This window comes from Haliea sp., assembly GCF_040222615.1.
Taxonomy (GTDB): domain Bacteria; phylum Pseudomonadota; class Gammaproteobacteria; order Pseudomonadales; family Halieaceae; genus Haliea.
In genome coordinates this window covers 1-20,082 of record NZ_JAVKCQ010000027.1, presented here as the reverse complement: position 1 = coordinate 20,082, position 20,082 = coordinate 1, and the positions used below count along the sequence as shown (strand labels likewise).

The following is a 20,082-nucleotide window of genomic DNA, read 5'->3' as shown; positions in this document are numbered from 1 at the left end:
TGTGCAAATACTGTCGTAAAAAAGCACCAAATCCGGTGCCAGTGCGTATTTTGTGTGGGAGCCCGGGAAATGTATATACTTGTGGCAGAGCTCGTCGCCACACATCGTTACTCGCAAACGCGTTCGCGAGGGTGACAAACGCCATGATAACACTGCGACTACAGGCCCTGCTGATTACTGGCTCGCTGCTGGCCGGTCCCCTTGTGGCCGGGCAGCAGCACCTCGAAGACATAGCCCTGCTGGAGAGTGAGCATGGCGCCTACAGCCCCGTGCTGCCTGAGCGCCTGCTGAGTCTCGGCCTGGCGCTGCAAGAGGAGGGCCGCCACGGGGAGGCTGCCGCGGTGTTCAAGCGCGGCACCCACCTGGCGCGGGTCAGCAACGGCCTCTACAGCACCGAGCAGCTGCCACTGCTCGAATCCGAGATCAGGAGCCTGCATGCCCTCGCCGACTACCGCGCCGTCGATGACCGCCAGCGCTATCTGTTCCGGGTTCAGGAGCGAGCCCTGGCAGACCCCCGGCAGCGTGCACCGGCGCTGCTGCAGCAGGCCGACTGGCAGCGCCAGGCCTACCTGCTCGGCCTGGATGAGGAGCCAGGGCAGCGCCTGCTGCAGATGTGGGAGTTCAATCGCCTGGCCCTGAACGACATTCTCGAGGTGGAGGGGGAAAGATCCCTCGGGCTGTTGCCACCACTGGAGGGCATGCTCCAGGCCCAGTACCTGATTTCCGACCTGCAATGGCAGGAAAGCCCGGGGGCCAGCAGCAACCACAGCTTTGCCCAACGCACTTCCCTGCCCCACGCCGGCAGTTACCGCAAGGACAACTACAAAAAGGGCCTGGCGGTGCTCCGGGCGATCTACGACCTGCAGCGCATTCACAGCGACAGCGACCCCGCTGGCCCGGCGCGGGCCCTGACCATGCTCGGCGACTGGATGCTGTGGCATGGCGAACGGGAGGAGGCGGTGGCGGCATATCAGGAAGCGATCGGGGAACTTGCCGCCAATGCAGATGCCCAACCCGTAGCGCGGGAGCTGTTCGCAGACCCGGTAGCCCTTCCTGCTGTAACGGGCCTGGGCGAGCAGGGACTGCTGCCAGACGGCGAGAGTGGCGATATACTGCTCGAGTTTGCGGTGACCGCTGAGGGCAAGGTAGCGCACCTGAACCGCATTGATGACAACAGTGAGGCCAATGGGTTTGCCAACCGGTTGATGCGCAAGTTGCGCCGGGCACTCTTCCGGCCCCGCTTTGACCTTGAAACCGGCAAGCCGGTAGCTACCGATAACCTGACAGTGGCCTATGACAGCAAACTTTGACAGCAGCAGATTCCAGCTCGGCCTGCGCAGCGCGGCCGCGGCGGGCCTGTGCCTGCTGTTGGCGGGCTGCCCCAGTGCCAGCAACCCTACCCAGCCCCAATCCCAGCCCCCGACACCCTCGGCGCCCTCGGTGCCGTCCGCCAGTGCTCCACCATCGGCATCCTCCAGCAGTGACAGCAGCTCTGGATCGCAGAGCAGCTCGCCCTCGACAGCGGGCAGCTCGTCCCCTGCCGGCGGCGCCACAGCGTCCAGCCCGGGCACGGACCAGTCTGCGGGCGCTGGACAAACCGCGGGGGGCAGCAGTCAGGGCGACATTGCCAGCGGCGAGCGGGGCGGTGCCGACGGGGCGGCTGGCGATGGCGGCACTGAGGCCGCGGCCAGTGGACAGGCAGGGGCAGAACCCGGGTTTGGCGACGGCGCCAGTGGGGGCACAGACGCCCTGCCCGACATGCGCGACACCCCGACCATGGACGACAGCGTGCTGGCGGCGCTGGAGGCGGCCATGGGGGCTGCCGCCGGTGGCGCCGCCCAGGGTGGCGGCAACGAGGGAACCAGTGACGGTGCGGACAGCGGCACCGCGGGCGCTGACCAGGGCGCGGGCAACATGCCCGGCACGGCCGGGGGCACGGGCACCGGGCCTATGACACCCGCCGAGCAGGTGGCCGTACTGGACGCGCGCCTGGAATCAAGCAGTGGTGACTTCGACACCATGATCCTGGAAGAGCAAACGCGCCAGCGCAGCGCCAGTCGCAGCAGCGCCGAGCCAGCCGAACAGGAAACGGAAGCGGCCGGCAACGGTGGCAGCGACCGGGCTGGTCCCTACGGCGGCGAAGTGGCCGCAACCGGAGGCTACGGCGGCGGTGGCGCGGGTGGTGTCAGCTCCCCGGGCGGCCCCCCGCCGGCCAACCCCGCCAAGTACCCGCCGCCCGCCGATATCCCCACCGGCAATGACGATGACGTAGTGGCCCGCCAGCTGCGTGAGGCCGCCATGCGTGAACCCGACCCGGCAGTGCGGGAAAAGCTTTGGGACGAGTACAGGAAATACAAGGGAATCAAGCCATGACGGCATGTTTCCGCCTGGGCGCGGCGCTGCTGCTGGTATTGCTGCTGCCGGCCTGTGTCAGCCAGACCGTCAAGACCACTGCGATTCCGGCGCTGGAGCGGCCGGCTGAGTCCCTGTCCGAGGAACTGTTGCTCGATGTTGGCGTGGTGGTTTTCGATCCGGGCCTGGACGATTATGACGAAGACCAGCAGATCTACCCGGAAGTCCGCAAGGCGGAGGCGCGCTTCATGCCCCGGCTGCTGGCTGAGGCGATGCAGAACAGCGGCGGCTGGGGCGCGGTGCGGGTCATTCCCAGCGATCGCCAGCTGGTCGACCTGCTGGTACAGGGCACCATCATCAAGTCCGATGGCGAAGAGCTGGAGCTGCACATCAACGCCCGGGACGCCCGGGGTCAGCAGTGGCTGGACCAGGACTACTCCGCCCACGCCAGCCGCTATGCCTACGACAGCACCACGCGCAGCAGCTACGACCCTTTCCAGGCCATCTACCATATGATCGCCAACGACCTCCTGCGCCAGCAGCAACGCCTGAAAGCCGCGGAGCGGGAGGATATCCGGCTGGTGACCGAACTGCTGTTCGCCCGCAGCTTTTCCCCCGATGCCTTTGACGGCTATCTGCAGCAGAACCGCAAGGGCACTCTGGTCGTCAAGCGCCTGCCCGCGACCGAGGACCCGATGCTTGAGCGCATCCGCAGTATCCGCGAGCGCGACCAGCTGTTTGTCGACACACTGCAGGATCACTACGGCCATTTCAGCGGCGAAATGCAGGGTCCCTATCAGGAGTGGCGCAAGATGAGCTACGAGGAGGCCGTCGCCCTGCAGGAGCTCCGGGCCGAGAGCCGGCGGCGCCTGCTGGCCGGCGGGGCCGCCATCCTGGCCGGCATCTACGCCGCCAGCAGCAGCGACGGCTCCGCCAGGGCCGCGGGGAACGTCGCCATCATCGGCGGCGGCTACATGCTCAAGAGCGGTCTGGACAAGCGCGCCGAGGCCCAGATCCACGTGGCCGCCCTGGAAGAGCTCGGCATGTCCCTGGAAGCCGAGATTACTCCCCAGGTCATCGAACTGGAGGACCGCACCGTCATGCTCAGCGGCAACGTCGAGGAGCAATATGAACAATGGCGAGAGCTACTGGCCGATATCTATCGGGCGGAAGTTGGTATGCTGGACCTTCCTGACGCCACTATTACTCCCTGACTCCTGCACCCCAGCAGCAAGGCCCCCAAGACTGCATGTCCAGCACCAACGAGCTCGTCAAACCAACACCCTTCGCCGTTGCGGAGCCGCCGACTGGTCCCGCTTCCGGGAGCCCCGTCCACGCCACCGGCAGTCAGCGCTGGATCGTGCCCGCCCTGCTGCTGTTGCTGGCGCTGGCGCTGGTGGTGGTTTTCTGGCTGCCGGACCAGCTGCAGGCTCCGGTAACCGCGCAGCTGGCAACGCCCGCTGCCAACAGCGATGCGGTCGACCCCCCGAATCCCCAGGCACCGCGGGAACCCCAGCAGGGGCCCGCCGCCAGTCCGTGGTCCGATGCCCAGCAGGCCCGGCTGCGAAAAGAGGCCCAGGATGTCCTGGAACAGTTGCTGCCGCTGCAGTTCGCGCTGGAGGAGCGCGGTGCCGCCACTTGGGCCGCGGAAGCACTTGTCGCCGCCACCGCGGCAGCCGGCCGCGGTGACGCCCATTACCAGGCGCGAGAGTTCACCCCGGCCCGGGAGCAGTACGAAGACAGCCTGGCCCAGCTGCAGGCCCTGGAAGCTGCAATACCTGCCATCATTGAAGCAACGGTGCAGCGCGCGGAGACAGCACTGGCGTCCGGAGACCGGGCAGCCCTCGATGAGGCACTGGAGCAGTTGTCGCTGCTGGAACCCGACAGTGCCGAACTCGCGGCGCTGGCTGTCAGGGCAGAATCCATGGAGGCCCTGCAGGCGCTGCTGACTGCGGCTGCGGCTGCGGAAGCCGCCGGTGACCTGGCCGGAGCAGAGCAGCAACTCAAGGACGCCACCGGCCTCGACCCGGACAGCAGGCGTGCCGGGGAACAGCTGGCTCGCGTTACCGAACTTCACCGCCAGCAACAGTTTCACCGCGCGATGAGCGATGGCTACGAGGATCTTGACCGGGGCCGATTTGCCGAGGCCCGCGCGGCCTTCCAGCGCGCCGGCAAACTGCAGGCGAACAGCGCCGAAGTCGACAGTGCACTGGCCGAGCTGCAGAGCGCCGAAACCGCCGCCCGCCTGGCCAGCCTCCGAGGGGAGGGTAGGAGCCTTGAAGACAGCGAAGCCTGGGAGGATGCGATTGCCCGCTACCGGTCCGCATTAAAACTGGACGCCACCGTTGTTTTTGCCCAGGAGGGCCTGGCCCGGGCGGAGCCCAGGGCGCGCCTGGACCGCCAGCTGCGGGAAGCGCTGGAGTCTCCCGAGCGGCTGTCTGACCCCGCCGTGGCGGCGAGCCTGGAACGGGTGCTGCAACAGGCTCGGACGCTGCCATCCCGGGGCCCCGTGCTGACCCGGCAGTTGAACGAGCTGGAGCAGCGCCTGCAGCAGGCCACAACGCCAGTGGCGGTAACCCTGCGTTCCGACCAGCAAACCGAGGTACTGCTACAGCGCGTGGCCCGTCTCGGCCAGTTTGCCGAGCGCAGCATGGAGCTGCGCCCCGGCACCTACACCGCGGTCGGCAGCCGCGACGGCTACCGGGATGTACGCCAAACCTTCACCATCCGCCACGACGAATCGCCGCCACCGGTGTTCATCGCCTGCACGGAACCCATCTAGATGACAGCGCCAGGAACCCGCAGCGATGCCATCACTCCCAGCGCCTTCGAGCCTCTGGACAGCAGTGCCGCACCGCCGCCGGGGGCGGGACCCAACTGGCGCCGCTGGCTGGTCCCCGGCGCCGTACTGCTGTTCGCGCTGGCCATGCTGTTCCTGTTCAGCGCGCGCTCGGTGGAAATCAGCGTCGAATCCACAGCCCCCGCCGAAGTCAGTCTCAGCGGCTGGCACCTGCCTTTCGGCGGGCGCTATCTGCTGCGCCCGGGGGAGTACAAGCTTGCCATCACCGCAGCCGGTTATGAGCCTCTCGCCACCAGACTGACCGTGACCGATGCGGACAGCCAGCGCTTCACCTTCAGCCTGCAGCCGCGGCCCGGGCGTGTCAGCATCCATTCACAGCCCCCCGGGGCGGCTGTCAGCCTGGACGGAGAGCACCTCGGCGACGCTCCCCTGGAAGCGCTGGAGCTGGCCGCGGGCGAGTACCAGCTTGATTTCCGCCATCCACGCTACCTGCCACTGGCCACAACGCTGACGGTGACCGGCAGGGACCGGGCCGAAACTGTCGAACAGGTACTGGCGCCCGCGTGGGCCTCCGTTGCTATCGACAGCGAGCCCGCCGGCGCCGAAGTGGTGGTCGACGGCGAACCCGCCGGCATCACCCCGGCGACGCTGGAACTGCTGCAGGGAGAGCGCCAGTTGCTGTTGCGCCTGCCCGGCTTCGCCACCTGGCAGGGGGAGCTGACTGTCACCGCCAGCGAGGACAGGGCGCTGGACACGGTGCAGTTGCTGCCCGCTGCGGGGATTCTGGAGCTCACCAGCTCTCCCAGCGGCGCCAATGTCACCCTGGATGGCGAATTCCAGGGCAGGACTCCCCTGAGCCTCAGCCTGGAACCCGGCCGCGCCCAGCGCCTGATGCTCACCCGCCCGGGCTACCGACGCCACAGTGCAACTGTGCAGCTACAGGCCGGCGCCAGGGACAGCAAATCGATTACCCTCGCTGCCGAGCTCGGCACCATTGACCTGCGGGTCAGCCCGCCGGAAGCGGAGGTGCGAGTCAACGGCCGCCTGCTGGGACGCGGCAGCCAGTCCCTGTCCCTGCCGGCGGTGGAGCACCGGGTGGAGGTCAGCCTCGCTGGCTACCGCAGCAACAGCCAGCGCCTGACCCCGAGGCCCGGTCTGGAGCAGCGTATCGAGGTCGCCCTGCAAACTGAACAGGAGGCCAAGCTCAGCCGCCTGCAGCCCGAAGTCACCACCGCCCTCGGCCAGACCCTGCGCCTGTTCATACCCGGCGAGTCCGGCCCCTCCGAGTTCACCATGGGCGCCTCCCGGCGCGAGCCCGGACGCCGCGCCAACGAAGTCCTGCGGCCGGTGAACCTGCGGCGCATGTTCTACCTGCAGACCACCGAGGTCAGCAACGCCCAGTTCCGACAGTTCCTGGCCAGCCACAATTCCGGCCAGATCCAGGGCAACAGCCTGAACCGGGAGCACCAACCGGTGGCCCAGGTCAGCTGGCAGCAGGCCGCCCAATTCTGCAACTGGCTCAGCCGGCGCGAGGGGCTGGACCCCTTCTACACCGAGGCGCAGGGGATCGTCACCGGGTTCGAGACAGAATCCACCGGCTATCGCCTGCCCACCGAGGCGGAGTGGTCCTGGGCGGCGCGGGTCGATGGCGAGCGCCAGCTGACCTACCCCTGGGGGGACACCTTCCCGCCCACCACCGCGGTGGAAAATTACGCCGACAGCAGCTCCGCCTATGTCACCGGGCGCACCATCAGCGGCTACAACGACGGCCAGGTGGTCAGCGCCACGGTTGGCAGCTTTCCGCCCAATCATCGCGGCCTGTTCGACATGGGCGGCAATGTCGCCGAATGGGTGCACGACGTCTACCAGATCCCGCCGGCCAATGCCGCGGCGGAAACCGATCCCACAGGCCCCCAGAGTGGCGACAACTACGTCATCCGCGGCGCCAGCTGGGCGCTGGGCCGGCTGTCGGAGCTTCGCCTGTCCTATCGCGATTATGGGCAAGCCGGACGCGATGACGTAGGATTCCGGATCGCACGCTATGCGGAGTAAGTGCCCATGCTGAGCCCACGCCGCCGGTTGCCACTGGCCCTGCTCGCCACCCTGGTGCTGGCCCTGCCCCTGGCCGCCCAGGAGGCCGGGGTTGAGGAACCCGAGCCCGAGCCGGAAGACACGGCGCCCGCGCCGGCGCGAGCGGCCGGTTCACCTTTCGAGTACGAGGCCTCGGAGCAGATTTCCGAGGATCTCCCGGTCTCTTTTCCCGTGGATATCTAGGATCCCATGATGAAAACAAAATTATCCCCGGAATTTACCTACCAGCTGTTTGCCCTGCTGATCGCGATTATCGTCGTGCATGCGCTGTACGTCGGCGTGATCCGACCCAGCGCCGACGCCCAGTTGCGGGAGCAGATGACGCTGCAGGCGGCGGGGGAAGACTTCGTGCCCAAGCGCACCATCTCGGTGGTGATCCGCGATTTCGAGCAGGAGGCCTGCTTCATCCTGCTGCTCTGGGCCCTGGCCATCATGGCCTACAAGGGCCGCGGCGCCCTGCGCGAGCAGGCGCTGCTGGAGCGGAGACTGCTGGACATTCCCGAGGGAACCACCCTGCTGCCGGAAGATGCGCGCGAGTACAGTCGCTCGCTGGAAGCCCTGCCGGTACAGGAACAGGATTATCTGCTGCCGCGCACCCTGCTCACGGCACTGCAGCGTTTCGCCACTACCGGCAGTATCCAGGCGGTGTCCGACACCATCAAGGAACAGTGCGAAGTGGAGTCCGATCGGCTGGACTCGGAACTGTCCATGGTCCGGTATATCGCCTGGGCCATTCCATCCATCGGCTTTATCGGCACCGTGCGCGGGATAGGCGACGCCCTGGCCCAGGCCTACAAGGCCGTGGAGGGCGATATCTCGGGCGTTACGGTCAGCCTGGGCGTGGCTTTCAACAGCACCTTCGTGGCCCTCGTCCTGAGTATCATCATCATGTTCTGCCTGCACCAGCTGCAGCAGTCCCAGGAGAAACTGGTGCTGGATTGCCAGCGCTATGCCGACAAGCGCCTGCTGCGGCACCTGGTGGCGCACTGACATGACCATTGCCTGCCTGGACATCAACGACAGCAACCTGCAGCTGTGGCACGGGGACAAACGCCTGCAAAGCCCCGGCTACGCCCTGCTTGAAGACGGCCAGTACCGCTTTGGCAACACCGCCCGGGCCGCGGCTCGCCTGCGTCCGCGGGAAGTGTCTACCCGCCACTGGTGGCAGCTGAGCACGGACCCCCTGCAGCCGGCCCTGGGGCCCGCACGCCACAGCGCCGACCTGGTCCACGCCCACCTGCGCGCCCTGCACCGCGAAGCCGGCAGTCCGGCGGAACTGGTGCTGGCGGCACCCGGCAGCATGCACAAGGAGCAGCTGGCCCTGCTGCTGGGGATTATCCAGCAGTGCCCCTTCGACGCCGTTGGACTGGTCAATCGCAGCGTCGCCCTGGCCAGCCTGTACGCCGCCGACGGCCCCCTGTTCCACCTCGAAATCCAGCTCCATCAGGCCCTGCTCAGTGAACTGCGGGCGGAGCACGGCAGCGTGACCTTCCAGCGGGCGACTGCCCTGCCCGGTAGTGGCCTGCTGCAACTGCAGGAACGGGTGGTAGAAGCCGCTGCCAGCGCCTTTATCCGGCAGACCCGGTTTGATCCCCGGCGCCGGGCGGAGACCGAGCAACAACTCTACGACGCCCTGCCGGCGGCGCTGCAACAATTGCAGCAAAGCAACGAGACCAGCCTGACCGTCAACGGCTACCACGCCCGCATCGCCAGGAGCGACCTGCGCGCCGCCAGTGAAACCCTCGTCAGCAGCGTCAGCAGCGCCCGCGGGGAGCCCGGTACCACCCTGCTGCTGGACCCGCTCGCGGCGCTGCTTCCCGGCCTGCAGGAACGCCTGGCGGGAACCCTGCTGCAGGCCGCCGACCTGCCGCGTGCGCTGGCGGCGCACGAGAGCCAGCTGGTGCAGCGTGCGGAGTCGCTGGTTTTTGTCGCCAGCCTGCCGCAGCTGGGCGAGCGCTCCGGAGACAGCGCGCCAGCCGCCGCGGTGACCACCGCAGCGCAACCTGTCCCCCCGCAACCCACCCACCTGCTACAGGGCAGCCGGGCCCGCCCACTGCAGACAGCGGGCACTTCCCTGGGAGACGGCTGGTCGCTGCTGCGCGGGGACAATGACGTCTGGCGGCTGCATGCCGCCCGCGGTGCGGGCGCCCTGGAGCACAACGGCCAGCCCGGGGAGGACAGCATGCCGGTTGCCAGCGGCGACCGCCTGCGCCTGGCGGACGGCACGGATGCCCAGCTGATCACCGTCAGCGCCTAGGCAGAGTCAACCATGGCCAGGCGCAAGCGCGGATTCACCACCTTCAACCTGAGCTTCCTGGACATCATGTCCTGCGGCTTCGGTGCAGTGGTGCTGGTGTTCCTGATCATTGACCACTCCATCGAGGTCCAGTCCCGGGAGCTGAACCAGGACCTGCTCTCCGAGGTCAACCTGCTGGAAGAGGACATCACCGACGGCGAAGCGGGGCTGGTACGGCTGCGCAATGCCCTGGCCGATGTCGATCTGCAAATCGTCGAGGCCCAGGGTCGGGCGACGCGGGTGACGGAGCAGATCAGCGAGTACGAAGCGCTGATCGCGGCCCTGCGGCAGGATACCAGCGACAGCACAGACCTGGAGCGCCTGAAAGCCGACATCCAGTCCCTGGAGGAGGAAGTGAAGCGCCTGCGGGAGTCCGCCGAGGACACCACGGGGCGCAGCGCACGCTCGTTTACCGGCGACGGCAACCGCCAGTACCTGACCGGCCTGAACCTGGGCGGGCGCCATATCGTCATCCTGTTCGATGCTTCCGCCAGCATGCTCTCGGACCGCCTGGTCAACATCATCCGCCTGCGCAACATGGGGCCGGAGGTTCAACGCAGCGCCGAGAAATGGAGCCGGGCCCTGAACACCGTGGACTGGTTGACGGCGCAGCTGCCGGTGGGCGCCAAGTACCAGGTCATCACTTTCAACACCGAGGCCAGGCCGGCCCTGGCGGGCACCGCGGGCAAGTGGCTGGAAGTCGCCAACCAGCCGCAGCTGGAGTCCGTCAGCAAGGCGCTGCGGGAACTCCTGCCCCAGGGCGGCACCAGCCTGGAAAATGCCTTCCTGGCCCTGAACCAGCTCAGCCCGGCGCCGGACAACATTTTCCTGATTACCGATGGCCTCCCCACCCAGGGCACCAGCCCGCCCCGGGGCAGCACGGTGAACGGCAAGCAGCGGATTGACCTGTACCAGCAAGCTGTCCGCCGCTTGCCGCGCAACGTCCCGGTGAACATAATCCTCGGGCCAATGGAAGGCGACCCCATGGCCGCCTCCGCCTTCTGGCAATTGGCCCAGGCCACCCGGGGCAGCTTCATGACGCCCTCCCGCGACTGGCCGTAGGAGACGCAGATGCGCAAACGTCGTGGCACCGAGGAGTTTTCCCTGTCCTTCCTGGACGTGATCTGCTGTGGTTTCGGCGCGATCATCCTGCTGCTGATGATCACCAAGACCGTACAGCCACAGATTATCGAAGCCTCAACCGTCAACCTGCAGGGCAAGGTGGCGGACCTCCAGGCCCAGGTATTCGAAATTCGCGGCGAAACCCACATCCTCAACCGCGACCTCAACGCCCGCCAGGAGCAGCTTTCCGAGTACACCGAGCGCATCGCCATCCTGCAGGCACAGCTGGCAGCAACGCGCTCCCGCCGCGACAGCATCCAGGTCAGCAGCAATACCAATGACATTATCTCCGAGCAGCGGGCGCTCGCGCGCCTGTCGCTCAGCGAGGAACAAAAGCGCCTGCAGGCGCGACAAAGGCAGGTCAAAAACAACTATATTGGTGGTATCCCGGTCGACAGCGAGTACATTATTTTTGTGATCGACACCTCAGGCTCCATGTTCTACTACGCTTGGGAGAGGGTTCTGCGGGAACTTGAGTCCGTCCTGAGCATCTACCCCGAAGTGAAGGGTATCCAGGTGATGAACGATATGGGCGATTACATGTTCGGTCGCTACCGGGGTCAGTGGATCCCGGACACCCCCGCGCGCCGCACTGCGATCATCCAGAACCTGCGCAACTGGAACGTGTTCAGCAACTCCAGCCCGGTGGAGGGCATCACCCAGGCAATCCGCAGCTTCTACGATGGCCAGAAACGAATCAGTATCTACGTGTTTGGCGACGACTTCACCGGCAACTCCATCAGCCAGGTCCTGGATACCGTGGACCGACTGAACCGGGACCGGGGCGACCAGCGCCTGATACGCATCCACGCGGTGGGATTCCCCGTACTTTATTCACAGGCCCCCGCACAGCAGAATACGGCGCACCGTTTCGCGGCCCTGATGAGAGAAATGACCTATCGCAATGGAGGCACCTTTGTCGGGCTCAATGACTATCGGCCCTGATCGCTGGCTGGCCGCGACCCTGCTGGTTTTGCTGCTGGCGGGCTGCGGTACCAAGCAGGTCCTGGTGCAGAGCGAATTCCCGCCACCGGTGATGAACAAGCTGCCGCTGACCATCGGCGTCTGGTACGACGAGGAATTCGCCAATCACGAATTCTTCGACGAAGCCGCTGGTCGCGCCGAGACCAGCTGGCTGGTGAACACCGGCCAGGCCCAGGTCCAGCTCTGGGACACCCTTCTCAAAGGCATGTTCCGCGACGTGGTCTACATGAATGGCAAGCCGGGACCGGGGCAGATGAATCCGGTAGTCGATGCGGTACTGCTGCCGGCGGTGGATGAGCTGCAGTACGCCATTCCCGCCCACACCAACGTCAAGGTCTACGAGATCTGGATGCGCTACCGGCTGCAGCTGGTCACCACCGGTGGCATCCCTATCGCCGACTGGACCATGCCCGCCTATGGCAAGACCCCCACGGCATTCATGCAGAGCGATGAGGGCGCGGTGCGCCTGGCAGCTATCGTCGCCCTGCGCGATGCCGGGGCCCATTTCGCCAGCACCTTTACCGCCATACCCGACGTCGCCCAGTGGCTGGCAAGCCTGCCCCGCGCCGGCGAGGCAGCCGACAGGAGGGTGCGTCCTTGAGCCTGCAACGGCTGGCCATCGCCGCCTGCCTGCTGCCCTGGCTGACGGCATGCGTCAATTCCACCGTCGACCAGATGGTCTTCAATACACCTGGCGCAGGTATCGGCGACGCCTCGGTTGTCATCCTGGGGCGCCGCCACGCCAGCGACTATGAAACCGAACCCGAATTCATCCGCTGCGTGGGCAGCCACATCTCATCCCGGGACAAGTCCATCAGCGTGATCGGCGAACAGGAGTTCCTCAACGCGCTGTATCCCTGGTTCGAACCCCGCACCGCGCCCCTGCGGCCCACGGACCTGGCGCGCCTGCTGGAGCACCGGGACGTTGCGCGCGCGTTCACCACCATGCAGACGCGGTACATGATCTGGATAGACGGCAGCACCGTCCGCAACGACTCCGCCGGCTCCATGACCTGTGGCATCGGGCCCGGCGGAGCCGGCTGCTTCGGCTTTGGCACCTGGTCCAACGATGCCAACTATGAAGCCACTATCTGGGATTTCAGCAAACGCGCCGAGGTGGGGCGTATCAGCACCACCGCCAGCGGCCAGTCGTATATGCCCGCAGTTGTGGTGCCCATCCCGATCATCGCGCCGGTACAGGGTACCGCCTGCGACAGTATCGGCGACCAGCTGCTGGAGTTTCTCTCCGCGGAATACTAGGAGACCACCATGAATCACGCCCTTGCCCTGCCCCTCGCACTTGCCTCGGTCCTGCTGTTGTCGGGCTTGTCCGGCTGCGCCAGCAACCCCGCAACCGGCGGTGCCAGCGTCGTGGTCATGAGCCAGGGCAAGGAAGCGAAGATTGGCGAGGACATGTACCAGGAAATCGCCAAGGAAGGTGCGGTCTACGACGACGCCGAGCTGCAGGAGTACGTCAACAGGGTCGGCCAGCGCCTGGTCGCCAGCGCCGACCGTCCCGACATGACCTTCACCTTCACGGTGATCGACAGTCCCGATATCAACGCCTTTGCAACGCCAGGCGGCTACGTCTACATCAACCGCGGCCTGCTGGCCTACCTGGGCTCGGAGGCGGAACTGGCAGGTGTACTCGGGCATGAAATCGCCCACGTCACTGCCCGCCACGCCGCCCGCCAGCGCGCCGGCTCCCTGACCACCCAGGTCCTCGCCGTGACCGCCGGCGTCCTGACCGGCAGCCGCGACATCATGGACTCCGCCGGCATGTACGGCACCGAGCTGGTGCGGGGCTACGGCCGCGAGCATGAGCTGGAGGCCGACGGCTTGGGCGCCAGATACATGCACCTGGCGGGGTATGAGCCGGAGGCGCTGCTGCGGGTTATCGGGGTGCTCAAGGACCAGGAGCAGTTTGCGCGCCTGAACGCCCGGGCCGCGGGGAAGCCCTCGGGCACCTACCACGGCCTCTACGCCACCCACCCGCGCAACGACCAGCGCCTGCAGACCGTAATCGGTGCCGCCAACGAACTCGACACCGGCCAGGTACTGGAAGACCCGGCGGTACCCGGCGAATTCCAGCGCCGCACCGACGGCCTGCCCTGGGGCGCGCGAACCAAGCGCGAGGATGACCGCTATTACCACAGCAAACTGGGCTTCAGCTTCGCCCATCCGCCGGGCTGGCAGGTACAGAGCAGCAGCGCGGCGATAATCGCCAGCGCCCCCGATGGCAGTGCCAGCGTTACCCTGACCCTGAAACGCCCCGACCCCGGCCAGACCCCCGAGCAGGCGCTGGCTGCAGCCGCCGTTGGCAGCCTGAGCGAAGGGGCTGCGCTGGAGCAGGCCGGGCTCGAAGGCTATACCGCCATCGCCCGCAGCGGCGACGAGGCCCGCCGCCTGGCGGTCGTCAACCACAACTGGCAGTACCTGTTCGAGGGCAAGGCGAGCAATTTCAAAGCCGCAGACAGCGCCCTGCTGGCGCTGATCGAGAGTTTTCGCCCGCTCCATCCCCAGGAGCGGCAGACCGGGGACCAACGCTATATCCGCTACATACAGGTACCCCGCGGCGCCACCATGGCCAGCCTCGCCGCCAGCATCCAGATCCAGGAGGCCGAGGCCCGCCTCCGTCTCCTCAACGGTTTCTATCCCCGCGGTGAGCCGCGTACCGGCGACTGGATCAAGATCATCCAGTGATGCAGCGGTGAAAACCAGGTGTCGCAGCCAAGCAGCTCTGCCAGAGATGGACTGCGCCACATCTGGCCCCGCCCGGGACCGTTGAGCGCATGGATGCGCGATACGAGCCTACAGGGATGTATTTACGGCGTGTCCTGGTCAGTCCTGCGCCGCGCGGGAGTCCGGACCGGCCAACGGTCACCCGTACCGCGCATCCGCGACGAAGGGATTGGTCCGCCGCTCCTGGCCGAAGGTGGACGTGGGCCCATGGCCCGGCACGAAGGTGATGTCATCGCCCAGCGGGAACAGGCGCTCGCGAATGCTGCTGATCAGCTGGGCGTGGTCCCCGCGGGGAAAATCCGTGCGTCCGATCGAGCCCTGGAACAGCACATCGCCCACCCAGGCGATGCGCTCCTCCGCGTGCAGGAACACCACATGACCGGGGGTATGGCCGGGGCAGTGGAACACCTGCAGGACCTGCTCACCGACGGTGACAGTATCGCCCTGCTCCAGCCAGCGGTCCGGCACGAAAGCATCGGCGTGGGGAAACCCGGACATCTGGCACCACTCCGGCAGCTTCGCGATCCAGAAGTCGTCGGCCTTCTGCGGACCCTCTATTTTCACACCCAGGCGCTGGCGCAGCACATCGGCGGCGGCACAGTGGTCCATGTGACCGTGGGTCAACAGGATTTTCTCGATCACTGCGTCCATCTTGCGGGCGGCGGCGAGAACCTGCTCGACATCACCGCCGGGGTCGACCACCGCTCCGCGGCCGCTGGCCAGGCACTTGATAATCGAACAGTTCTGCTGATAGGCCGTGACCGGCACGATACTAACCTGAATGGACATGCGCTATTCCCGATTGGACTCCAGATCGGCTCGCGGGTCGTTGAAAACGGCCTCGTCGAGCTGGTTTTCACTGCGACCGACGATCACCGCGGCCGTGGCATCGCCGGTGACATTGACCATGGTCCGCACCATGTCCAGAAGCCGGTCGACACCGATGATGAGAGCCACCCCCTCCACCGGCAGGCCCGCCTGTTCCAGCACCAGTGCCAGGGTGATCAGGCCGACGCCGGGGACACCGGCGGTGCCGACGGACGCCAGGGTCGCGGTGAGGATGACCGTGAGGTAGGCCGCGAAGGACAGTTCGACCCCGTAGACCTGGGCGATGAACACGGTGGCCACGCCCTGCATGATTGCAGTGCCGTCCATGTTGATGGTGGCACCCAGCGGCACCGTGAACCCGGCGACGGAGTTGTGCACACCCAGGCGATGTTCGACCGTGCGCATGGTCACCGGCAGGGTTGCACCAGAAGACGCGGTGCTGAAGGCGAAGGCCCAGACCGGGCGCATCTTGTTCAGCATCATTCGGGGAGAGACCCCCGCCAGTACTTTCAGCAGCAGACTGTAGTTGACCAGGCCGTGGAAGATCAGCACCGCCAGGACGGTAAAGAAGTACGCGGCCAGGTCCATGATCGCGCCGATACCCATTTCCGCAAACAGCTTCGCCAGCAGGGCGAACACCCCGTAGGGCGCCAGCGTCATGAGAATGAGCACCATCTTCATGATCACCGCTTCGGTATCGCTGAAGAAACTGGCGATCCGGCGGCCGGATTCCCCGGCATGGGAAATCGCGTAACCAAACAGCAGAGCGAACACGATGATCTGCAGCATGTTGCCTTCCGCCATGGCCTGGATCGGGTTGGATGGCACGATACCCACCAGCACATCTGCCAGCGGCGGCGCCGGGGCAACGACAAAGTCGGCCTCTCCTGCCAGCTCCACTCCGGAGCCGGGGCCGATGGCCACCGCCGCCAGCAGGGCCACCGTGATCGCCAACCCCGTTGTCGCAAGGTAGAAGGCAATGGTCTTGAGGGCGATTGGCCCCATACGGGCACTGTCTCCCAAAGCACTGGAGCCGCAGATCAGCGATACCAGCACCAGCGGCACCACCAGCAGCTTGAGGGAAGCGATGAAGATACGGCCGATGACATCGAATACACCGTTGACCAGCCAGTCGCTCACCACCATGCGATAGCTGTCCCCGAGAGCGGCGCTGCCGAGCATTATGTTGAACAGGGACCCGAGAAGGATGCCCGCCACCATGGCGACAAGTATGCGATTGGTCAGGCTCATGCTGGACGCTCATTCATCGGCGCAGGCTCCGGGCAGATAGCCGCTGACGCTGTCGTCGGCGCAGGCGTTACAGGGCGAAGAGTAGACGCTGACCCCGCCACCGGCGAGCTCGGCGCAGACTGGGTTGTATTCCATGGTGCAAACCTGGGGCCGGGGCGAGGAGCACAGTACCAGGGGGCTTTCCTCGGGTACCGGCTGCGGTTCGGGAGGCGGTGGGGGCGCCGGGGGCTGGCTCGTGCCACACCCCGCCAGCAGTAAAACCAGGATGACGGCCAGTGGGCGCCCCATCACGCAAGTCTCCAGTGAAGAAAAGCGCTAGCCTACCATTGGCGGCCGGTAAACGCAGCCGCGCCGTCGACGGGGTAAGGAGGAACAGCACATCGGTCAGGACGACCTGGCGGTCAGCCGAACTGCCCGCTCTGGTAATCCTTGATCGCCAGCTCAATTTCCGCCGGGGTATTCATCACGAAGGGGCCGTACTGCGCCACAGGCTCACGCAGGGGCTCACCGCGCAGCAACAGCAGGGACGCGCCGCCCGCGCCGGACTGCACGCTCCACTGCTCCCCCTGGCTGGTTATCAGGAGGTGGCGCTCGCCCAGCGCCTGGCCCGCATGCCTCAGCGTCCCCTCATAGATGTAGGCGAGCAGGGATTCAGAAGCCGGCAGCCGCAGGGTGATCGTGGACTCCGGCTCCAGGTGCAGATCCAGCACACCAGCTCGCGGCGCGATTTCATGCAGCGGGCCGACCAGCGTCTCGCCCCCCAACTGCCACTCGCCACCAATGGCGACCGCCTCGTAGCCATCCCCGCGCGAAGCAGCCAGCTGGCTGCCGGGAATATCCCGATAGCGGGGCTCGGACATCTTTTCCGCCGCGGGCAGGTTGATCCACAGCTGGAACCCGTGCAGACCCTCGGTATCCCGTGTAGGCATCTCCGAGTGAACGATGCCGCGGCCGGCGGACATCCACTGCACGCCGCCGCCGCGAATCTCCCCACGGTTGCCGCGACTGTCTTCGTGGATGATCCCGCCGCGCTTCATATAGGTCAGGGTCTGCATGCCCCGATGCGGGTGCGGGGGGAACCCGCCGCCCAGGTCCTCGCGGCGCTCCGCCCGGAGCTCGTCCAGCATCAGGATGGGATCCATGGCCGCGTGCTGCATGCCGGCGATCCGCTGGATGGCAACCCCGTCGCCATCCCGGCTGGGATGGGCGCGGCGCACTTCCTGAATAATACGGTCGGTCATGATCAGTTCTCCTCAGCAGATGAGCGCGCAGAATATACTCGTATTTTTGGAAAATAAATCGCATAATTTCGCCAATTCCTTTCGATTAAATAGAATACGAGCAGACACATGAATCGCACCACCCTGGAACAGTGGCGAATGCTGCAGGCAGTCGTCGAGCACGGCGGGTTCGCCCAGGCCGCCGCGGCCATCCACAAGAGCCAGTCCACCATCAATCATGCGGTGCACAAGCTGCAGGACCAGCTGGGCCTGCCGTTGCTGGTGGTTGTCGGACGCAAGGCGCAGCTCACCGAAGCCGGAGCCCTGATGTTGCGCCGCGCGGGCCAGCTGCTGGTCCAGGCCTCCCAGCTGGAGGATATTGCCGGCAGCCTGGCCCTGGGCACCGAGGCGGAAATCAGCCTGGCGGTGGACGAACTCTATCCCTACCAACAGCTGGCAGCCGTGCTGCGCACTTTCTCCGAAACCTTCCCCAATACCCGGGTGGAACTGTTCGAGACTGTGCTGTCGGGCGGCGCCGAGTTATTGCACGCGGCCCGGGTCGATCTGCTGGTGGCGGGCGAGGTGCCGGGTGGATTCCTCGGTGAACCTGTGCTGAACACCGAGTTCGTCGCGGTGGCAGCCAGCGAACACCCTCTGCACCAGCTGGGTCGCCCGATCACCCTGCAGGACTTGCAGAGGGAGCGGCAGATCGTGATTCGGGACTCGGGCCAGGGGCGACGCGCAGACGCGGGCTGGCTCGGAGCCGAACAGCGGTGGACGGTCAGCCATGTTGCCACATCGATGGCAATGATCAGCCGCGGCCTGGGGTTCGCCTGGCTGCCACTGTCCCGGGTCTGCGGGGCTCTCGCCGATGGCAGCCTGCAGGAACTGCGCCTGGAGCGCGGTGCCCGGCGCTACGCGACGCTTTACCTGACCTTTGCCGATCGGGACAAGGCGGGGCCTGCCGCCTGCCACCTCGCGGACCTGTTTGTGCGGGCACAGCAATAAATTCGATTAAATCGAACGTTTCTTGCAAAATAATGCGATTTTATTCCTCCTAAACCGAATTCAAACTGCCGTCTCATTCATTTGTTGAGGAGACATATCATGGGCATGCTTGTTAACGGCAATTGGCAGGACATCTGGTACGACACCGACGGCAACCAGGGCCGCTTCGTCCGCGAAAGCGCACGCTTCCGGCATTGGGTCACGCCCGAGGGCAGCGCCGGCCCCTCCGGCGACAGCGGCTTTGCCGCCGCGAGTGGACGCTATCACCTGTATGTGTCGCTCGCCTGCCCCTGGGCGCATCGCACCCTGATCGTGCGCAGCCTGAAAGGGCTGGATGACCTGATCGACGTCTCGGTGGTCAGCCCGCTGATGCTGGAACAGGGCTGGACCTACGATGAAGCGGAAGGCAGCAGCGGCGACCGGGTTCACGGCCACCGTTTCCACCACGAGGTATACACCCGGGCCAACCCGGACTACACCGGTCGGGTCACCGTCCCCGTGCTCTGGGACCGGCAACGCGATACCATCGTCAGCAACGAGTCTGCCGACATCATCCGCATGTTCAACAGTGCCTTCGATGGACTCACTGGCAACACCCTGGACCTCTACCCGGAGCAGCTGCGCCCGGATATCGAGCACTGGAACGAAAGAATCTACCCGGCGGTGAACAATGGTGTCTATCGCGCCGGCTTCGCGACCACCCAGCGGGCCTACGAGGAAGCCTACGCCGAGCTGTTTGCCGAGCTGGACCATATCGACGCCCACCTGGCCAACCGGCGCTACCTGGCAGGCAACACCCTGACCGAAGCGGATATCCGCCTGTTTACCACCCTGATCCGGTTCGATGCGGTCTATCACGGGCACTTCAAATGCAACCGCCAGCGGCTGGAAGACTACCGCCACATTCCCGGCTATATCCGCGACATCTACCAGCTGCCCGGAATCGCCGATACCGTGGACTTCCACCATATCAAGACCCACTACTATGCCTCCCACCGCACTATCAATCCCACCGGCGTGGTGCCTGCCGGACCGGACATCGACTATGCCAGCCCCCACGGGCGGGGCTGACTCACCGGGTCTGGACCGCTAGCGGAGGTCGCGGGGGAACAGCTGCCACACCAGCTCCCCGCGACAGCCGCCGGCTTCTCGCCAGCGGTCGATGGGCAGGGCCAGCTGCACGTAACCCGCGGTCGGCAGGTTTACCAGGCCTGCGCCGGGTGCCAGACGGTTGACCAGGTCGGTGAGCCCGGGGTTGTGCCCGAGCAGAAACAGAGACTCGTCGCGGTCGTCTTGGCGCTCCAGCCAGGCCAGCAGATCGCGCGCCGAAAACGTGTACAGGTCCTCCTGCGTTCGATGTGGCAGCCCCGCCAATGCCGGCCAGCCGG

20 protein-coding genes are annotated in these 20,082 nt (G+C 66.0%); 15 read left to right on the top strand and 5 right to left on the bottom strand.

Translation table 11 applies throughout. The features are described 5' to 3' along the window. The first annotated feature begins 143 nt into the window (after positions 1-143). The 13 genes from RJQ10_RS02915 to RJQ10_RS02855 are packed head-to-tail and all read left to right on the top strand — an operon-like array spanning position 144 to position 14,348. Positions 144-1,310 (top strand): energy transducer TonB, encoded by a 1,167-nt coding sequence (locus RJQ10_RS02915; RefSeq protein WP_350143463.1) that lies wholly within the window; start codon positions 144-146, stop codon positions 1,308-1,310. Then, complete coding sequence (locus tag RJQ10_RS02910) at positions 1,294-2,373, top strand: hypothetical protein (RefSeq protein ID WP_350143461.1); 1,080 nt, start codon at positions 1,294-1,296, stop codon at positions 2,371-2,373. The genes RJQ10_RS02915 and RJQ10_RS02910 overlap by 17 nt, the downstream gene beginning before the upstream one ends. After that, entirely contained in the window at positions 2,370-3,566 is a 1,197-nt protein-coding gene (locus RJQ10_RS02905; protein ID WP_350143459.1) for a hypothetical protein, read from the top strand. The genes RJQ10_RS02910 and RJQ10_RS02905 overlap by 4 nt, the downstream gene beginning before the upstream one ends. A 35-nt stretch (positions 3,567-3,601) precedes the next feature. Next, complete coding sequence (locus tag RJQ10_RS02900) at positions 3,602-5,134, top strand: hypothetical protein (RefSeq protein WP_350143457.1); 1,533 nt, start codon at positions 3,602-3,604, stop codon at positions 5,132-5,134. Then, positions 5,135-7,204, top strand: coding sequence for a PEGA domain-containing protein (locus RJQ10_RS02895; RefSeq protein WP_350143455.1), 2,070 nt, complete (start codon positions 5,135-5,137; stop codon positions 7,202-7,204). A gap of 6 nt (positions 7,205-7,210) precedes the next feature. Further along, positions 7,211-7,426, top strand: a complete 216-nt coding sequence (locus RJQ10_RS02890; protein ID WP_350143453.1) for a hypothetical protein — start codon at positions 7,211-7,213, stop codon at positions 7,424-7,426. Positions 7,427-7,435: 9 nt separating this feature from the next. Further along, positions 7,436-8,233, top strand: a complete 798-nt coding sequence (locus tag RJQ10_RS02885) for a MotA/TolQ/ExbB proton channel family protein (RefSeq protein ID WP_350143478.1) — start codon at positions 7,436-7,438, stop codon at positions 8,231-8,233. Further along, entirely contained in the window at positions 8,193-9,500 is a 1,308-nt protein-coding gene (locus RJQ10_RS02880) for a hypothetical protein (protein ID WP_350143451.1), read from the top strand. The genes RJQ10_RS02885 and RJQ10_RS02880 overlap by 41 nt, the downstream gene beginning before the upstream one ends. A gap of 12 nt (positions 9,501-9,512) precedes the next feature. Next, a complete protein-coding gene (locus tag RJQ10_RS02875; RefSeq protein WP_350143449.1) occupies positions 9,513-10,601 on the top strand; it encodes a vWA domain-containing protein in 1,089 nt (362 codons plus the stop codon). Between the two features lie 9 nt (positions 10,602-10,610). Beyond that, positions 10,611-11,606, top strand: a complete 996-nt coding sequence (locus tag RJQ10_RS02870) for a VWA domain-containing protein (RefSeq protein WP_350143447.1) — start codon at positions 10,611-10,613, stop codon at positions 11,604-11,606. Beyond that, positions 11,578-12,246, top strand: coding sequence for a hypothetical protein (locus RJQ10_RS02865; RefSeq protein WP_350143445.1), 669 nt, complete (start codon positions 11,578-11,580; stop codon positions 12,244-12,246). The genes RJQ10_RS02870 and RJQ10_RS02865 overlap by 29 nt, the downstream gene beginning before the upstream one ends. After that, positions 12,243-12,905 (top strand): hypothetical protein, encoded by a 663-nt coding sequence (locus RJQ10_RS02860; RefSeq protein WP_350143443.1) that lies wholly within the window; start codon positions 12,243-12,245, stop codon positions 12,903-12,905. The genes RJQ10_RS02865 and RJQ10_RS02860 overlap by 4 nt, the downstream gene beginning before the upstream one ends. A 9-nt stretch (positions 12,906-12,914) precedes the next feature. Further along, the gene (locus RJQ10_RS02855) at positions 12,915-14,348 is read left to right on the top strand and encodes a M48 family metalloprotease (protein ID WP_350143441.1); all 1,434 of its coding nucleotides are present in this window, start codon (positions 12,915-12,917) and stop codon (positions 14,346-14,348) included. A 177-nt stretch (positions 14,349-14,525) separates the two neighbouring features. Here the strand turns inward: RJQ10_RS02855 and RJQ10_RS02850 are convergent, their stop codons facing one another. The 4 genes from RJQ10_RS02850 to RJQ10_RS02835 form a co-directional block, all read right to left on the bottom strand. Then, complete coding sequence (locus RJQ10_RS02850; RefSeq protein ID WP_350143439.1) at positions 14,526-15,176, bottom strand: MBL fold metallo-hydrolase; 651 nt, start codon at positions 15,174-15,176, stop codon at positions 14,526-14,528. A gap of 3 nt (positions 15,177-15,179) precedes the next feature. After that, a complete protein-coding gene (locus RJQ10_RS02845; RefSeq protein ID WP_350143437.1) occupies positions 15,180-16,466 on the bottom strand; it encodes a dicarboxylate/amino acid:cation symporter in 1,287 nt (428 codons plus the stop codon). A 9-nt stretch (positions 16,467-16,475) separates the two neighbouring features. Next, positions 16,476-16,601, bottom strand: coding sequence for a hypothetical protein (locus RJQ10_RS02840; protein ID WP_350143435.1), 126 nt, complete (start codon positions 16,599-16,601; stop codon positions 16,476-16,478). 266 nt (positions 16,602-16,867) lie between these two features. Next, entirely contained in the window at positions 16,868-17,707 is an 840-nt protein-coding gene (locus RJQ10_RS02835) for a pirin family protein (protein ID WP_350143433.1), read from the bottom strand. A gap of 108 nt (positions 17,708-17,815) precedes the next feature. On the opposite strand from RJQ10_RS02835, the gene RJQ10_RS02830 reads away from it, so the two are divergent. Both RJQ10_RS02830 and RJQ10_RS02825 read left to right on the top strand, forming a co-directional pair. Next, positions 17,816-18,694, top strand: a complete 879-nt coding sequence (locus RJQ10_RS02830) for a LysR family transcriptional regulator (RefSeq protein ID WP_350143431.1) — start codon at positions 17,816-17,818, stop codon at positions 18,692-18,694. Positions 18,695-18,793: 99 nt separating this feature from the next. After that, complete coding sequence (locus RJQ10_RS02825) at positions 18,794-19,765, top strand: glutathione S-transferase family protein (RefSeq protein ID WP_350143429.1); 972 nt, start codon at positions 18,794-18,796, stop codon at positions 19,763-19,765. 18 nt (positions 19,766-19,783) lie between these two features. Here RJQ10_RS02825 and RJQ10_RS02820 read toward each other — a convergent pair. Next, positions 19,784-20,082, bottom strand: a 299-nt coding sequence (locus RJQ10_RS02820; protein WP_502880207.1) for a SixA phosphatase family protein, incomplete at its 5' end; no start/stop codon positions are given.

Excerpts from the sequence above, each read along its gene's own strand:
- RJQ10_RS02915 (WP_350143463.1), top strand. The coding sequence starts at position 144 with ATGATAACACTGCGACTACAGGCCCTGCTGATTACTGGCTCGCTGCTG.
- RJQ10_RS02910 (WP_350143461.1), top strand. The coding sequence starts at position 1,294 with ATGACAGCAAACTTTGACAGCAGCAGATTCCAGCTCGGCCTGCGCAGC.
- RJQ10_RS02905 (WP_350143459.1), top strand. The coding sequence starts at position 2,370 with ATGACGGCATGTTTCCGCCTGGGCGCGGCGCTGCTGCTGGTATTGCTG.
- RJQ10_RS02900 (WP_350143457.1), top strand. The coding sequence starts at position 3,602 with ATGTCCAGCACCAACGAGCTCGTCAAACCAACACCCTTCGCCGTTGCG.
- RJQ10_RS02895 (WP_350143455.1), top strand. The coding sequence starts at position 5,135 with ATGACAGCGCCAGGAACCCGCAGCGATGCCATCACTCCCAGCGCCTTC.
- RJQ10_RS02890 (WP_350143453.1), top strand. The coding sequence starts at position 7,211 with ATGCTGAGCCCACGCCGCCGGTTGCCACTGGCCCTGCTCGCCACCCTG.
- RJQ10_RS02885 (WP_350143478.1), top strand. The coding sequence starts at position 7,436 with ATGAAAACAAAATTATCCCCGGAATTTACCTACCAGCTGTTTGCCCTG.
- RJQ10_RS02880 (WP_350143451.1), top strand. The coding sequence starts at position 8,193 with ATGCCGACAAGCGCCTGCTGCGGCACCTGGTGGCGCACTGACATGACC.
- RJQ10_RS02875 (WP_350143449.1), top strand. The coding sequence starts at position 9,513 with ATGGCCAGGCGCAAGCGCGGATTCACCACCTTCAACCTGAGCTTCCTG.
- RJQ10_RS02870 (WP_350143447.1), top strand. The coding sequence starts at position 10,611 with ATGCGCAAACGTCGTGGCACCGAGGAGTTTTCCCTGTCCTTCCTGGAC.
- RJQ10_RS02855 (WP_350143441.1), top strand. The coding sequence starts at position 12,915 with ATGAATCACGCCCTTGCCCTGCCCCTCGCACTTGCCTCGGTCCTGCTG.
- RJQ10_RS02850 (WP_350143439.1), bottom strand. The coding sequence starts at position 15,176 with ATGTCCATTCAGGTTAGTATCGTGCCGGTCACGGCCTATCAGCAGAAC.
- RJQ10_RS02845 (WP_350143437.1), bottom strand. The coding sequence starts at position 16,466 with ATGAGCCTGACCAATCGCATACTTGTCGCCATGGTGGCGGGCATCCTT.
- RJQ10_RS02840 (WP_350143435.1), bottom strand. The coding sequence starts at position 16,601 with ATGGAATACAACCCAGTCTGCGCCGAGCTCGCCGGTGGCGGGGTCAGC.
- RJQ10_RS02835 (WP_350143433.1), bottom strand. The coding sequence starts at position 17,707 with ATGACCGACCGTATTATTCAGGAAGTGCGCCGCGCCCATCCCAGCCGG.
- RJQ10_RS02830 (WP_350143431.1), top strand. The coding sequence starts at position 17,816 with ATGAATCGCACCACCCTGGAACAGTGGCGAATGCTGCAGGCAGTCGTC.
- RJQ10_RS02825 (WP_350143429.1), top strand. The coding sequence starts at position 18,794 with ATGGGCATGCTTGTTAACGGCAATTGGCAGGACATCTGGTACGACACC.